The 14,213-nt window shown below is 63.4% G+C and carries 13 protein-coding genes; 8 read left to right on the top strand and 5 right to left on the bottom strand.

From position 1 onward, the window contains the following. The 5 genes from ISP15_RS07380 to trxA all read right to left on the bottom strand — a co-directional run. Positions 1–431 (bottom strand): leucine zipper domain-containing protein (locus ISP15_RS07380; RefSeq protein WP_404546563.1); only part of this gene is annotated, 431 nt, incomplete at its 3' end. An 87-nt stretch (positions 432–518) separates the two neighbouring features. Further along, positions 519–2,018, bottom strand: coding sequence for a sensor histidine kinase (locus tag ISP15_RS07375; RefSeq protein WP_404546562.1), 1,500 nt, complete (start codon positions 2,016–2,018; stop codon positions 519–521). After that, on the bottom strand, positions 2,011–2,676 hold the full coding sequence (locus ISP15_RS07370) for a response regulator (protein ID WP_404546561.1): 666 nt from the start codon (positions 2,674–2,676) through the stop codon (positions 2,011–2,013). The genes ISP15_RS07375 and ISP15_RS07370 overlap by 8 nt, the downstream gene beginning before the upstream one ends. Before the next feature lie 200 nt (positions 2,677–2,876). Next, the gene (rho, locus tag ISP15_RS07365; RefSeq protein ID WP_404546560.1) at positions 2,877–4,637 is read right to left on the bottom strand and encodes a transcription termination factor Rho; all 1,761 of its coding nucleotides are present in this window, start codon (positions 4,635–4,637) and stop codon (positions 2,877–2,879) included. 227 nt (positions 4,638–4,864) lie between these two features. After that, positions 4,865–5,191, bottom strand: a complete 327-nt coding sequence (trxA, locus tag ISP15_RS07360) for a thioredoxin TrxA (RefSeq protein ID WP_404546559.1) — start codon at positions 5,189–5,191, stop codon at positions 4,865–4,867. Between the two features lie 367 nt (positions 5,192–5,558). Here trxA and ISP15_RS07355 point away from each other — a divergent pair, with 367 nt between their 5' ends. From ISP15_RS07355 to ISP15_RS07320, 8 genes are all read left to right on the top strand, one after another. After that, positions 5,559–7,232: a DEAD/DEAH box helicase gene (locus tag ISP15_RS07355; RefSeq protein ID WP_404546557.1), complete on the top strand. Its 1,674-nt coding sequence runs from the start codon at positions 5,559–5,561 to the stop codon at positions 7,230–7,232. 113 nt (positions 7,233–7,345) lie between these two features. After that, the gene (gene ftsE, locus ISP15_RS07350) at positions 7,346–8,023 is read left to right on the top strand and encodes a cell division ATP-binding protein FtsE (protein ID WP_404546556.1); all 678 of its coding nucleotides are present in this window, start codon (positions 7,346–7,348) and stop codon (positions 8,021–8,023) included. Continuing rightward, the gene (gene ftsX, locus ISP15_RS07345; RefSeq protein WP_404546555.1) at positions 8,020–8,991 is read left to right on the top strand and encodes a permease-like cell division protein FtsX; all 972 of its coding nucleotides are present in this window, start codon (positions 8,020–8,022) and stop codon (positions 8,989–8,991) included. The genes ftsE and ftsX overlap by 4 nt, the downstream gene beginning before the upstream one ends. A 137-nt stretch (positions 8,992–9,128) precedes the next feature. Beyond that, the gene (locus ISP15_RS07340) at positions 9,129–9,971 is read left to right on the top strand and encodes a response regulator (RefSeq protein WP_404546554.1); all 843 of its coding nucleotides are present in this window, start codon (positions 9,129–9,131) and stop codon (positions 9,969–9,971) included. Further along, positions 9,968–10,678, top strand: coding sequence for a uracil-DNA glycosylase (gene ung, locus ISP15_RS07335; RefSeq protein WP_404546553.1), 711 nt, complete (start codon positions 9,968–9,970; stop codon positions 10,676–10,678). The genes ISP15_RS07340 and ung overlap by 4 nt, the downstream gene beginning before the upstream one ends. 337 nt (positions 10,679–11,015) lie before the next feature. Further along, on the top strand, positions 11,016–11,873 hold the full coding sequence (gene rpoH, locus ISP15_RS07330; RefSeq protein WP_404546552.1) for an RNA polymerase sigma factor RpoH: 858 nt from the start codon (positions 11,016–11,018) through the stop codon (positions 11,871–11,873). Between the two features lie 181 nt (positions 11,874–12,054). Then, positions 12,055–12,729, top strand: coding sequence for a response regulator transcription factor (locus ISP15_RS07325; protein WP_404546551.1), 675 nt, complete (start codon positions 12,055–12,057; stop codon positions 12,727–12,729). Further along, positions 12,722–14,110: a sensor histidine kinase gene (locus tag ISP15_RS07320; protein WP_404546550.1), complete on the top strand. Its 1,389-nt coding sequence runs from the start codon at positions 12,722–12,724 to the stop codon at positions 14,108–14,110. The genes ISP15_RS07325 and ISP15_RS07320 overlap by 8 nt, the downstream gene beginning before the upstream one ends. The last annotated feature ends 103 nt before the right edge of the window (positions 14,111–14,213 follow it).

Genomic DNA, 14,213 nt, shown 5'->3' with positions numbered 1-14,213 from the left:
ATCCGGCCCAGCTTCTTGATATCCAGGTGCAGCAGGTCACCGGGGGCGTCGTGTTCATAGCGGCGAATCGGCATCGGCGGCTGCAACGGTGGCAGTCGGTTCATGCCCTGGCTGGCGAGCCAACGTCGCACGGTGGAGACCGCTGCGGCGACGTGACCGGCCACCTCCCGAATGGTCTGGCGTTCGCTTCGTAGCGCGCACGCCTTGGCCCGTTGGTCGATCGTCAGGGACGCGCGCAATCGGCGCGGACGACTGGAACGATCCACCAATCCGGCTTGGCCTTCATCACGATAACGCGCCAGCCACTTGCGGGCCGTGCGTTCGGAGATACCCGCTTCCTGCGCCGCCCAAGGCACCCCATGGGCCGCGATACGGATCATCAATCGCTTTCGACCTTGCAACGTCAATCGGGCATGCTTATGGCTGTTCATCCGGTTCCCTGGCGCGGGTTACTGATGTCTCGACAACCTCAGCTTCCTTCACCACAGCCGGATGAACAACCTATCGAATCGCAACACCTAGCCTTGATGCACCGGAAACGCGATGCGCATCCGCGCCCCGGGGCCTTCCTGCGCATCGAGGATCTCGAACCGCGCGCGGTGGCTGCGGGCGATTTCCTCGACGATGGCCAGCCCCAGGCCGCTGCTCTGGCTGTCGCTGCCGGCGGCGCGATAGAAACGCTCGCGCACGCGCTCGCGCTCGGCCAATGGGATACCCGGGCCGCTGTCCTCCACTTCGAGATACGGCGCGCCATGGTGGAGACCGCAGCGGAGCGTGATGCGGCCACCCTGCGGCGTATGGCGGATGGCGTTGTCGAGGAGGTTGATCAGCAGCTCGTGCAGCAGCCAGTAGACGCCGTGCACCTGCACCGGCTCGCATTCCGCGCCCAGATCGATGTTCTGTGCCAGGGCACGGTCCAGCATGGCATCGGCGACGGTGCCGATCAGCGCGTCGAGCTGGATCGCAACGAAGTCGCCAGGCCCATGTGCGGAAGGCTCGGCGCGTGCCAGTGCGAGCAGTTGATTGGCAGTGTGGGCCAGGCGATTGACGCTGTCCTGCAGCCGCGCGATGCGCTCCTGCTGGACCTGGTCGCCGCTCTCGTTCGCCAGCACTTCCAGTTGCGCTTTCAAGCCGGTCAGCGGCGTGCGCAGCTGGTGTGCGGCGTTGGTCAGGAAATGCTGCTGCGCCACGGTGGAATCACGCACGGCGACCAGCAGGCTATTGAGCGATTCCACCAGCGGGCGTACCTCTCCCGGCACGGGATCCAGCGGAAGCGGCTGCAATGATTGCGGTTGCCGATGCATAAGCTGTTCGCGCAGGCGATTGATCGGACGCAACGCCACAGTGATGCCGAACAGACACAATCCAAGCACCAGCAACAGCTGGATGCCATCGCTGAGGCCGATGACGGTATCCAGCCTGCGTACCACGATGTCGCGCCGATGCACCGTTTCACCCACCGTGACCACTAGGGGTTGTCCGCTTACTTCCGTGTGGTAACTGGCGATGCGCAGGGCGAGTTGCTTGTAGGTGATGTCGCCATAAGTGAGGTTTTCGACCACCTCGCCGTTGGCGATAGGCAAACCATCATCGCCTGCCAGCGTGCGGCCATCCGGCAGGCTGACGCGGTAGAGGAAATTGTCCCTGGCGCCAGGATACAGGCGCATCCACGAGGTTGGCCGGTCGTCGTCCAGGCGGATGGGCGGCCTGCGATGCTGGAAGGCATTGTTGTATGGCGGCGGCGGATGCGTGCCGGGAAAGTGCAGCGGGATCGAGCCGGTATCCAGCTTTTCGACGTGCAATTGCCCATCCGGTTCCCGTCGCACGTGCGCGGCGATGGCCACTGCCGCACGTGACAGCGCGCGGTCGAAAACATCGTACATGGGGGTGACGTAGGTGCGATGGTCGGCCCAGATGCTGGCGACCAACAACAGCACCAGCGGCAGCAACAAGTAGCCGAGCAAACGGCCGCGGATGCTCGGCGCACGCGATGGAGAGCGGGTGGCGGTCCTAGGCATCGTCAAGGCGATAGCCGAGGCCGCGGATGCCGCGTACCGTGGCCGCATCGCCCAGCTTCGCGCGCAAGCGCGAAACGTGCACTTCGATGGCGTTGCCGGAAATCTCCTCGTCCCAGCTTACGATGGCCTGGATCAGGCGTTCCTTGCTCACCACGCGCCCACTGTGGTGGGCCAGGCACTCCAGGATCGACCATTCGCGGCGGGTGAGTTCGAGCACGTGGCCGGTATGGTCGATGGCGCGGCGGCCGGCAAGATCGATACGCAGGCGTCCCACTGCCATTTCGTTGGCGGCTGCCGCGGTGGCGCGACGGATCAGCGCGCGGCAGCGCGCCGCCAGTTCGGGTAGCGCAAAGGGCTTGACCAGGTAATCGTCGGCGCCGAGATCCAGCGCCGTGACGCGATCGTCCAATCCGTCGCGGGCGGTCACGATCAGCAGCGGCAACGGGCTGCCGTCGCGGCGCAGCCGGCGCACCAGGGCGAAGCCGTCCTCGCCCGGCAAACCCAGGTCGATGATGGCCAAATCGTAATGCACGGTATCCAGGCGACCCTGCACCGATTCCGCCTCGCCCACGGCATCGACCACATAGCCTGCGGTAGCCAGGCCGCGCACGATGGCATCGGAAACCAGGGGATCGTCTTCGACTAACAGGATTCGCATACGGCGCAAACAGTGGGGAGTGCCAAGATCGTAGCAGTTAATAACATGGCATTTCGCGCTTTATCCAGCCGCCGCGGCGTTGAAGGCGGCAATGAAATATTGGCGTAAGGTTCGCGCCTGTTCCGCGTCTTTCATCTGCTTGCATGGAACAGGAAAAAGCCGCCTTGCGGCGGCCTTTTCCTGGAACATTCCGATAAAGGTCAGCGCTTCATCGAATTGAAGAACTCGTCGTTGGACTTGGTGTTCTTCATTTTGTCGAGCATGAATTCCATCGCCGCCAATTCATCCATCGGATGCAGCAGCTTGCGCAGGATCCAGATCTTGGCGAGCAGGTCCGGCTCGATCAGCAAGTCTTCGCGGCGCGTGCCGGAGCGATTGATGTCGATGGCCGGATACACGCGCTTTTCGGAGATGCGCCGCGACAGGTGCACTTCCATGTTGCCAGTGCCCTTGAACTCTTCGTAGATCACCTCGTCCATCTTGCTGCCGGTCTCGATCAGCGCGGTGGCGATGATGGTGAGCGAGCCGCCTTCTTCCACGTTACGCGCGGCGCCGAAGAAGCGTTTCGGACGCTGTAGCGCATTGGCATCCACGCCGCCGGTGAGCACCTTGCCGGAGCTTGGTACGACGGTGTTGTAGGCGCGCGCCAGGCGCGTGATCGAATCGAGCAGGATCACTACGTCTTTCTTGTGCTCGACCAGACGCTTGGCACGCTCGATCACCATTTCGGCGACCTGTACGTGGCGTACCGCCGGTTCGTCGAAGGTGGAGCTGATCACTTCGGCGCGGACGGTGCGGGCGATTTCCGTGACTTCTTCCGGACGCTCGTCGATCAACAGCATGATCAGATGCGCATCGGGATGGTTGTACGTGATGGCCTGCGCGATGTTTTGCAGCATCATCGTCTTACCGGACTTGGGCTGCGACACGATCAGTCCGCGCTGGCCGCGACCGATCGGCGCCACCAGGTCCAGGATGCGTCCGGTGATGTCCTCGCTCGAGCCATTGCCGCGCTCGAGCTTGAACGCCTTGCGCGGAAACAGCGGCGTGAGGTTCTCGAACAGCATCTTGTTCTTGGATGCTTCCGGCGGATCGCCGTTGATGTCGTCGACCTTCAGCAGCGCGAAGTAGCGCTCGCCTTCCTTCGGATGGCGCACGCGGCCGGTGATGTAGTCGCCGGTGCGCAGGTTGAAGCGGCGGATCTGGCTGGGCGAGACGTAGATGTCATCGGGACCGGCCAGGTAGGACTCGTCGGCCGAGCGCAGGAAGCCGAAGCCGTCCTGCAGGATTTCCAGCACGCCTTCGGCCCAGATGCCACCGCCGGAGCGGGCATGCGCCTTGAGGATGTTGAAGATCACGTCCTGGCGGCGCTGGCGGGCGACGCCTTCCTGGATGCCGAGCGATTCGGCGAATTCCAGCAGCTGCACCGGGTTCTTGCGCTTCAGTTCGGTGAGGTTGATGACGCGATCGTTGCTGCCGATGTCGGCATTCTCGTCATCCACCGGCAGACCGTGCGGGTTGCGCGGCGGACCGCCCTGGCCCGGCGGACGCTGGCCACGCTCGTGGCGGCGGCGGCGGTTGCGGTCGTTGCGATCATTGCGGCGATCGTTGTTGTTCTGGCCCTGGTAGGGGCCGTTCGGGTTGCCGCCCGGGCCATTTTCACGCGGCTCCTGGGCGTCGTTGGATGGCCCATTGCTGGACGGTCCATTGCCATAGCGCAGGGATTCCTGCGCAGGCGCCGCGGGCGCAGGCGCTGGTGATGCCGTGCGCGCTTCGACCGGTGGAGCAGGGCGTTCGGCGACGGGAGCCGGGGCTTCGGCCGGCTTTTCGCTGCGGGCGTTGGCTTCGGCGGACGCGGCAGCGGATCGTCGCGGCGCACGGGTGCGCGTAGGCGTTTCGCCCGCAGGCTTGGCATCGGCGCGGGTAGCGTCGGAAGAATCTTTGCTTTCGATATCGGACACGGGCAAACCTCACGGGGCGCCGTTGATTACAGGAGGGAGGACGAGCGTTGCGCGGAATGCGCGGGGGCCAGGACAGCCCCAACTGAGTACGGAATCTAGCACCCGCCGCGCAGCGCCGTAAAGGGCAGCTGCAACGGGGAGCCAACCAGGCCGGGAGGAAAATCAAAAATCGGAGGAACGCTTCGCTTTCGACGTTCCCGGATTTACGTCTCCCAGCCCGGCTTGGGTCAGATGGCCTTGTCGATCATCTGGACCAGCTGGCCTTTGCTGACCGCGCCGATCTGGGTTGCTTCCACCTTGCCGTTCTTGAACACCATCAGGGTGGGAATGCCGCGCACGCCGTAGGTACGGGGGGTTTTCTGATTGTGGTCGATGTTCAGCTTCACCACGCGCAGCTTGCCTTCGTATTGCTTGGCCAGATCGTCCAGCACCGGGGCGATCGCCTTGCAGGGGCCGCACCATTCGGCCCAGAAATCCAGCAGGACCGGGGTATCGGACTTCAGTACCTCCTGGTCGAAGGCATCGTCGCTCACATGGCTGATAAGGTCGCTCACCGTGGGTCTCCAGGGCTAAGGCGGGTGGGGTTAAGACCGCGTGCCGATCATCGGGTACACTAGCGAGTGCCCTCGAGGCGCGGATCGATCCGGGAATGAAAACGTGGCCGTTGCGGCTTGCGTTCCATTCCAGCCTAAGTCGGGATTCGATTCAAGCGATTCAAGGGCAACCGCGACGTGTCCGGTTGGCATAGGTGAGGCCGCTTGATGAGCTGTTTCACCTATGCTGGCGGGACTGCAGCGGGCATTTCCTCCTTTCGGCGCCGCTGCCAGGCGCGTCGCATCCATCCACCTGTCCCAAGGTTGCCAGACTGACTGCGGGACCGGGCCGCGCGCCTCGTCGCGAGCCTGTACCAGATTCCCATTCATGTCCCAAACCGTACTTACTGAAACTTTTTTCACCCAATTCGACTTGCATCCGCTGCTTCAGCAGGGCCTGGACGCGGCAGGATTCGCGCGTTGCACGCCGATCCAGGCGTTGAGCCTGCCGGTGGCGCTGACCGGCCGCGATGTCGCCGGCCAGGCGCAGACCGGCACCGGCAAGACCTGCGCTTTCCTGGTCGCCCTGATGAACCGCCTGCTGACCCAGCCGGCGGTGGCCGAGCGCAAGGATTCCGATCCGCGCGCACTGATCATCGCGCCGACCCGCGAACTGGCGATCCAGATCGAAAAGGACGCCAAGAACATCGGGCGCCATACCGGCCTGCGTACCGCGCTGATCTACGGCGGGGTCGACTACGACAAGCAGCGCCAACTGCTCAAGGACGGCTGCGACATCATCATCGCCACGCCCGGACGCCTGCTCGACTACTACAAGCAGAACGTATTCGGTCTCAACGGCGTCGAAGTAATGGTGGTCGACGAAGCCGACCGCATGTTCGATCTCGGTTTCATCAAGGACGTGCGCTTCATCTTCCGGCGCCTGCCCGCGCGCGAGCAACGCCAGGTGCTGCTGTTTTCCGCCACGCTTTCGCACCGCGTACTGGAGCTGGCGTATGAGCACATGCACAACGCCGAGAAGCTGGTGGTGGAGACCGACAACGTCACTGCCGATCGCGTGCGCCAGCAGGTCTATTTCCCGGCCAAGGAAGAAAAACTGCCGCTGCTGCTGAACTTGCTGGAGCAGGCGTCGGCATCGCGCAGCATCATCTTCGTGAATACCAAAGCCGCGGCCGAGCGCATTACCGATCGCGTGAAGCGGCAGGGCTATCGCGTGGGCGCGCTGTCCGGCGACGTGCCGCAGCTGAAACGGCAAAAGCTGCTGCAGCGGTTCCAGGATGGCCAGCTGGACATTCTCGTCTGCACCGACGTGGCGGCACGCGGTCTGCACATCCCCGCGGTCAGCCACGTGTTCAATTACGACCTGCCGCAGGACGCGGAGGATTACGTACATCGCATCGGCCGCACCGCGCGCCTGGGCGCCGAGGGAGATGCGATCAGTTTTGCCTGCGACCTGTATGCCATGTCGCTGCCGGAGATCGAGGAATACATCGGCCAGAAGATTCCGGTCGCGACGATTGCCCCGGAACTGCTGGTAATGCCGCAGCCCAGGCAGGTCGACGCGCAGTTTGCGGCGGAAGCGGCCGCCGATAGCGCGGCCTTCGGCGACAAGGTGACGCCACGCGAGGGCGACAAGAAGCCAGGCGGTCCGCGGCGGCAGGGCGGCCGCAGCGGGGAGCGTTCTTCGCAGCCCGGCTCGTCGCAGCGACGGCGCGAGGACCGTCCGCGCAAGCCGCGCACGGAAACGGAAGAGGCCGTGGTCGTGAAAGTGGAAGCAAAGCCTGCGGATCCATCCACGTCGCCGCGACAGGATGCGATCGGCGGTGAAGGCAAGCGTCGCCGTCGCCGCGGCGGTCGTGGCCGCCGCCATGCCGGCGGCGCGCCAGGTAACGAGGCCGCCGCCAGCAGCACGGCGCCGCCGGCGGCCGGCGGCAGTCGCCCGTCGCGCCAGGTGGTGGCGCAGTCGCCTTCCGGCGAGCATGTCTCACCGAAGAAGCAGGGCTTTTTCCGGCGCCTCACGCGCCTGTTCACCGGCCGCTGAACCGTACCCGCGTCGTCACCGCGATTTGTGGCGACGCCCTGAGCAAATTTGCGCATAACCTCAACGCTTCCCTTATCCTTGCCGCCATTGGCAAGGGTTAGGTGAGGGACGCGGTGATCCGCTTCGACCAGGTCAGCAAGCGCTACGAAGGGGGCCATGAAGCTCTCTCCCAACTCACGTTCGAAGTCGCCACGGGCGAAATGGCTTTCGTGACCGGGCATTCCGGCGCAGGCAAGAGCACGCTGCTCAAATTGCTGGCGCTGATCGAACGCCCTTCGCATGGGCAGATCATGCTCGACGGAAAGAGCCTGGCGAAGATCGGCCAGAGCGGCATTCCCAAATTGCGCCGAAGCCTGGGCATGGTGTTCCAGGATCATCGCCTGCTGATGGATCGCAGCGTATTCGCCAATGTCGAATTGCCGCTGGTGATCGGCGGCATCGCGCCGCAGGAGCGCGGCCGGCGCGTGCGCGCCGCGCTGGAGAAAGTCGGGCTGCTCGACTACGAGCGTCAGTTGCCTGCATCGCTTTCCACCGGCGAGCAGCAGCGCGTGGGAATCGCCCGCGCCATCGTCGCCAAGCCGAGCGTGCTGATTGCCGACGAGCCTACCGGCAATCTCGATCCGCAACTGGCGGTGGAAATCATGGGCCTGTTCGCTGAATTCCAGCAGGTGGGTACCACCGTGCTGGTCGCCAGCCATGACCTGCCGCTGATCAAGCGCATGAAGAAGCGCGTGGTGGTGCTCGACCATGGCCGCCTGGTAGCGGATGTGTCGGCGGAGGAGGTGCTATGAGCGCATCGACCGATGCGGATGCACCCATCCCGGCGCGCAGTGAGCGCAATCATCGCCGCCCAGTGTCCAGCTGGCGCGAACATCACGGCTGGAGCGCCGGGGCGAGCTTGCGCCGCCTCGCCGCCAGGCCGGTGGGGAGCTTGCTTACGATCGCGGTGATGGGGTTGGCGCTCGCGCTGCCGCTGGCGTTTTACATGCTGCTGTCCAACGTGCAATCGCTGGGCGATGCGCTAGGGCGCAACCAGGTGATCAACGTATTCCTCAAGCAGGATCAGGTCGCCGGCAACGCGCAGCTGCTGGGTAAGCAAATCGGGCAGCACCAGGGCGTGGCCAATGTCACCGTGAAATCGCCGCAGCAAGGCATGGATGAATTGAGCAAGATGCAAGGGTTCTCCGGTTCCTTGCATGCGCTGGACGACAATCCGCTGCCTTATGTATTGGAGGTGCAGCCGCAAGATGGCGCGTCCGCCGGGCAGGTAAGCCATCTGGTCGATGACCTGCGCGGCATGCAAGGCGTGGACATGGTGCAGGACAGTGGTGCGTGGCGGCAGCGACTCGATGCGCTGCTGGGTGTTGGCAATCGCGCGGTGCTGACGCTGGCCTCGTTGTTTGCGCTCGCGGTCTTGCTGGTAGTAGGCAATACCGTGCGCGTGGACATTACCAGCCGTGCCGAGGAAATCGGGGTATTGAAGCTCATCGGCGCGAGCCGCGCCTTCGTGCGCCGGCCCTATCTGTACGCCGGGATCTGGTATGGCCTGTTCGGCGGCCTCCTCGCCGTGGCGCTGGCGCTGGCGATCGAGTTCGCCCTGGCTGGGCCGGTGGCGCGGTTGAGTCAGGTTTACGAAGGGAAGTTGCACGTCGGCGGTTTGCCGCTGTGGCTGTTGCTGGCGGTACCGTTCGCCGCGGCGCTGCTGGGATGGCTCGGCGCGCGGGTGGTAAGCGCGTGGCAGTTGCGCCGAGCTGCATAAGCGGGCGGATCGCAGGCGGTGAAGTTGGTCGCATCCATTTCCATCTGCGGTGGTGCAAGATAGGTAACCAAACGGGTGCAAAGGGGGCGCCTGTCGACGTCTGAGCACGGAAGCCACGCATTGACCGGGATTTCTTGATGAGTGCAAGCATCAGCAGCCGCAACCTCAGCACCGCGCCACGTGTGTTGGTGGTGGATGGCTCCAAGGTTGTCCGCCAGCTGATCGCGCGCGTGCTGCAGAAGGAATTGCCGCAGGCCGAGGTGGTCGGCTGTGGCAGTGGTGCCGAGGCGCACCGGCTGCTCGATAGCGGCGTGTTCGATTTCATTACCGTGGCGCTGCGCCTGCCCGACATGGATGGTTTGGAGCTGGCGCGCTATGTACGTGAATCCGCGCCGCAGATCTATGTGCCGATCGTGGCGGTATCGGGCGACGTGGACGATCGCCTGCATCGTCGCGCGCTGGGTGAGCACGTCACTGATTACTTCGACAAATCGCTCGGTTTCCAGGCGCTGGCCGAATTCATTCGCGGCTATGTGCGGCCGGAGAGTGCCGCCGAGGGTTTGGTGCTGTACGTGGAAGACAGCCGTGTGGTGGCGCTTGCCACCCGCCGCATGCTGGAAAAAATCGGCCTGACCGTGCGCCATGTAGTGAGCGTGGAAGACGCGCTGGCACTGCTCGAAGCAGAACGCTCGCAAGGTTCGGTCGGCGCCGACGTCGTGCTTACCGATGTCAGTCTAAAAGGCGAACTGACAGGCGGCGATCTGCTCAAGATCATCCGCAGCGATTTTGGCTACGGCAAGGGCAAGCTACCAGTGCTGGTGATGACCGGCGACGAAAATCCCGACAACCAGGCTGCATTGATCCGCGCGGGCGCCAACGACCTCGTGGAAAAGCCGGTCGAGGAAAAACTGCTGATCACCAAGCTGCTGTTCCAGTTGCGCGTGGCGCAACATTTGCGAGCACGCGAAAGCAAACTATGACCGACGAAGAACGGATCAAGCTCGAATCCTCCTGGAAGCAACGCATCGGCGATTACCTGCAGCGTCTGGAAATGCGTGCGCTGGCCGAATTCCTGCGTGCCGAAAAACGCGCCGGCAAGGTGATCTATCCGCCGGGACCGGAAATCTTCAGCGCGTTCGCGCATACGCCATTCGAGGCAGTGCGTGTCGTTATCCTCGGCCAGGATCCCTATCACGGACCAGGCCAAGCGCATGGCCTGTGCTTCTCGGTGCGGCCGGGCGTGCCTTCGCCGCCTTCGCTGGTGAACATCTTCAAGGAAATCCAGCGCGACCTGGCCATCTCCGCGCCCGACCACGGCTGCCTCACTCCATGGGCGGATCGTGGCGTGCTATTGCTCAATGCGGTGTTGACGGTTGAACGTGGGCTGGCAGCCTCGCACCAAGGCAAGGGTTGGGAAGGTTTCACGGATGCGGCGATCGATGCGCTCAACCGCGAGCGCGAAGGGCTCGTCTTCATGCTGTGGGGCTCGTATGCCCAGCGCAAAGGGCAACTGATCGATACCCGGCGCCATGCGGTATTGAAGGCTGTGCATCCATCGCCGTTGTCGGCGCACCGCGGCTTCATCGGTTGTGGCCATTTTTCGGCGGCCAATCGCTATCTTGAAGCTCAGGGCAAGGCGCCGATTGACTGGTCATTGCCTCAACGTGCCGAATTCGAAAGCGTCTGAATTTCCCAGTCCGATCGCCGGATGGTGCGCGGCCGGCCGAAGTATCAGAGGCCTCCTGGGTGCCGCGCAGGCTCGGGGCTCCGGGCCTTCCTTCGCAAGGAAAGACCGTCTGGCGAGGGCGCAGCGAGACTTCGCGGCGGCGTCCAAGACAGCATAACCCTGCGTTCACTCCCCAGAAGTCATGCTTGAAACCGCTATCCCCGGCAACTATCGACATGGACAAGTCCCGGGTATTCGTGTACTATTGGGTACATAAAAGGCGCCGGAACTCGCCAGTGCCTTTAGCACTCCAACCACCAGAGTGCTACGCTGATTCCCATATTCAGGAGGTTCCAACATGTCCCAAGCCTTGGCGACGGCTAATTGGCCGGTTCCCAGCGTCGTTGGCAGTCTGGATGCCTATATCTCGGCGGTTCACCGCATCCCGGTGCTCAGCCAGGAAGAAGAGCAAAGTCTGTCGCGCCGCTATCAGGCGGAGGAAGACCTCGCCTCTGCCCGCAAGCTGGTGATGTCGCACCTGCGCTTTGTTGTGCACGTGGCGCGTGGCTATAGCGGCTATGGCCTGCAGCTTTCCGACCTTATCCAGGAAGGCAATATCGGCCTGATGAAGGCGGTCAAGCGTTTCGATCCCGACCAGGGCGTGCGCCTGGTCAGCTTTGCCGTGCACTGGATCCGTGCGGAAATGCACGAGTTCATCCTGCGCAACTGGCGCATCGTGAAAGTGGCCACCACCAAGGCGCAACGCAAGCTGTTCTTCAACCTGCGCAAAAGCAAGAAGCGCCTGGGCTGGATGAATGCCGAGGAAGTGCGTCTGGTCGCCAAGGACCTCGGTGTGCCGGAAGCCACCGTCCGCGAGATGGAATCACGCCTGTCCGGTCGCGACATTGGCTTCGAAGCGCCTGCCGATGCGGACGAGGATGCCAAGCCGGCGCCCGAGGCATTCCTGATCGACGAAGGTGCCGATCCTTACGAGAACGTGGCGGATGCCGACCAGTCCGACAACGAGCTGGAAACCCTGTCGGCTGCGCTGCAGAAGCTTGACCAGCGCTCGCGCGACATCATCCAGCGCCGCTGGCTCAACGAAGACAAGGCCACGCTGCAGGATCTGGCCGACGAGTATGGTGTTTCGGCCGAGCGTATCCGCCAGGTCGAAGCCAACGCCATGAAGAAGATGCGCGGCCTGTTCGCGGCGTGACATCCAGCCGACAAGTCGCCTGTGACGGCCTCCCTTGCGGAGGCCGTTTTGCGTTCAGGGCTCATGGCCCGGCATGGTCCGGGTTTGCTGGATGAAAATCGCCCACGAACATCGGCGACGCACGCCAGCCTATCCATGACTTACGCTATGGCATCGATGCAACGGTTTGTCCGCTACCCACATGCCTCACATTCTGGTCATCGAAGACGACGAAATCACCGCCCGGGAAATCGTGCTGGAACTGGCTGCGCACGGCATAAGCGCCGACCGCGCGCACGATGGGCTGCAAGGCCTCCTGCGTGCGCAAGAGCCACATTACGATGCGATCACTCTTGACCTGATGCTGCCCGGCATGGATGGCCTCACCCTGGTCAAGCAGTTGCGAGAACGCGGCATTGCCACACCGGTGCTGATGATCAGTGCGCTCGGCGACGTGGACGAACGTGTGCGTGGTCTGCGCGCGGGCGGCGACGACTATCTCACCAAACCCTTCGCCCCGGATGAGATGGCTGCGCGCATCGAAGTGCTGCTGCGCCGGCAGCGGCAAGAGCAGCCGGCGCAAACCAGGTTGCGCGTGGCCGATTTGGAGTTGGATATGATCAGTCGCACGGCGCGACGTGGCGCGCGCGAGTTGACTCTGTTGCCCACGGAATACCGGCTGCTCGAATTCATGATGCGCTATCCCGGCCAGGTAATGACGCGGGCGATGATTTTCGAAAGCGTGTGGGGCCTGCGCTTCGACCCGGGCACCAATCTCATTGATGTGCACATCGCGCGCCTGCGTCGCAAGGTCGACAATGAAGGCGAGCCTTCGTTGATCCGCACCATGCGCGGGTCGGGCTACCGCCTTGGCTAAGCCGGTAAAAGACTGGTTCGTCCACTGGCGGGCGACCACGTCGCGGCTGTTGCTCAGCTACGGCGTGTTCTTCGTAATCTGGGGCACCTTGCTGCTCGGCCTGATCTACTGGGAAACCGTGCAATACCTGCAGGTGCGAACCGACCGGGATCTGGTGCAGCAGATCGACTTCATGCGCCACGTCGAGCATGCGCGCCTGCAACCCATATTGGACGATTACGTCTTGCTCGAAGGCGCCAACTACAACAGCTGGGGCATGTTCGACGCGCATGGGGGCTGGCTCGCCGGCGACGTCGCGCGATTGCCGCCTGAGCTGAAGGTCGACGGCGGACCGTTGCGAGTGAATGCCGACGAGGTCATCGCGATGGATGCTTTACCGTTGGAACAGAATCTCACCGTCATTGCGGGTCGCCTCGACAACGGCAACATATTAGCGCTAGCGCACACCGCGGGATTGACCGCCCACATCAGCGGCATCATCAAGCACGCACTGTGGTGGGGTTTGTCGTTCACGCTGGTACCGGGACTCATCGGCGGCCTGATCCTCAACCGCGCGCCTCGGCGCCGCATCCGGCAAATTGAAACGGCGACGCAGCCCATCATGCATGGCGACCTTCGCCAGCGCCTGCCCGTAAGCCAGCGCGGCGACGAACTGGATCGCCTCGCTGCTATCGTCAATGGCATGCTCGATCAGATCGAGCAGTTGATGGGAGAAGTGAAAGGCGTGTGCGACAACATTGCCCATGACCTGCGCACTCCGCTTACCCGGCTCCGCTCGCAGCTCTATCGCGCGCAGCAGCAGATACCGGAAGAAGATCCCAACAAAGAACTGGTGGAGCATTGCGTCGGCGATATCGACGAAGTGCTGGGCCGGTTTCGTGCGTTGCTGCGCATTTCCGAACTCGAGGACCGGCGCCGCAGGGAAGGTTTCGTGGCGGTGAATCTGGGCGAAATCTTGCAGCACGTGTACGAGCTTTACGCACCGTTGGCGGAGGATCGGCAGCAGTCGTTCGTATTGCGGACCGAGCCGGGATTGATCGTGCAGGCCGACCCCGATCTGCTGTTCGAGGCGCTTGGCAATCTGGTCGCCAATGCCATCAAATTCACTCCCGCAGGCGGAAAAGTAGCACTCAGCGTGCGCCACGCCGGACCGGCCCAGGCGCGCATCGACGTGATGGACAGCGGTCCGGGTATTCCCGCCGAGCAGCGCCAGGCGGTATGGCAGCGTTTCTATCGGGGCGAGGGCAGCCGCGAGACGCCGGGACACGGACTGGGCTTGAGCATCGTCGCGGCCATCGCCAAGCTGCACGACTTCGAACTGCATATCCAGGGTGGACAGGACGGCACCATCGTTGGCATGGATTGTCGCCTGCAAACTTGACGGAAATTTATCCCGCCTTTCGGAACGGCCTGGCGGCTTCATGAAACATTCTTCATGCCGGCGAAAGGCGCCCGGCCAAGCCTGTCCCGATAATGGCCTTCCC

This window comes from Dyella jejuensis, from assembly GCF_044904675.1.
In the GTDB taxonomy this organism is placed as follows: Bacteria; Pseudomonadota; Gammaproteobacteria; order Xanthomonadales; family Rhodanobacteraceae; genus Dyella_B; species Dyella_B jejuensis.
This window is presented reverse-complemented; position numbering and strand designations above follow the sequence as displayed.

Coding starts and splice junctions, on each gene's coding strand:
- ISP15_RS07375 (WP_404546562.1), bottom strand. CDS start 2,018: ATGCCTAGGACCGCCACCCGCTCTCCATCGCGTGCGCCGAGCATCCGC.
- ISP15_RS07370 (WP_404546561.1), bottom strand. CDS start 2,676: ATGCGAATCCTGTTAGTCGAAGACGATCCCCTGGTTTCCGATGCCATC.
- ISP15_RS07355 (WP_404546557.1), top strand. CDS start 5,559: ATGTCCCAAACCGTACTTACTGAAACTTTTTTCACCCAATTCGACTTG.
- ftsX (WP_404546555.1), top strand. CDS start 8,020: ATGAGCGCATCGACCGATGCGGATGCACCCATCCCGGCGCGCAGTGAG.
- ISP15_RS07340 (WP_404546554.1), top strand. CDS start 9,129: ATGAGTGCAAGCATCAGCAGCCGCAACCTCAGCACCGCGCCACGTGTG.
- ung (WP_404546553.1), top strand. CDS start 9,968: ATGACCGACGAAGAACGGATCAAGCTCGAATCCTCCTGGAAGCAACGC.
- rpoH (WP_404546552.1), top strand. CDS start 11,016: ATGTCCCAAGCCTTGGCGACGGCTAATTGGCCGGTTCCCAGCGTCGTT.
- ISP15_RS07325 (WP_404546551.1), top strand. CDS start 12,055: ATGCCTCACATTCTGGTCATCGAAGACGACGAAATCACCGCCCGGGAA.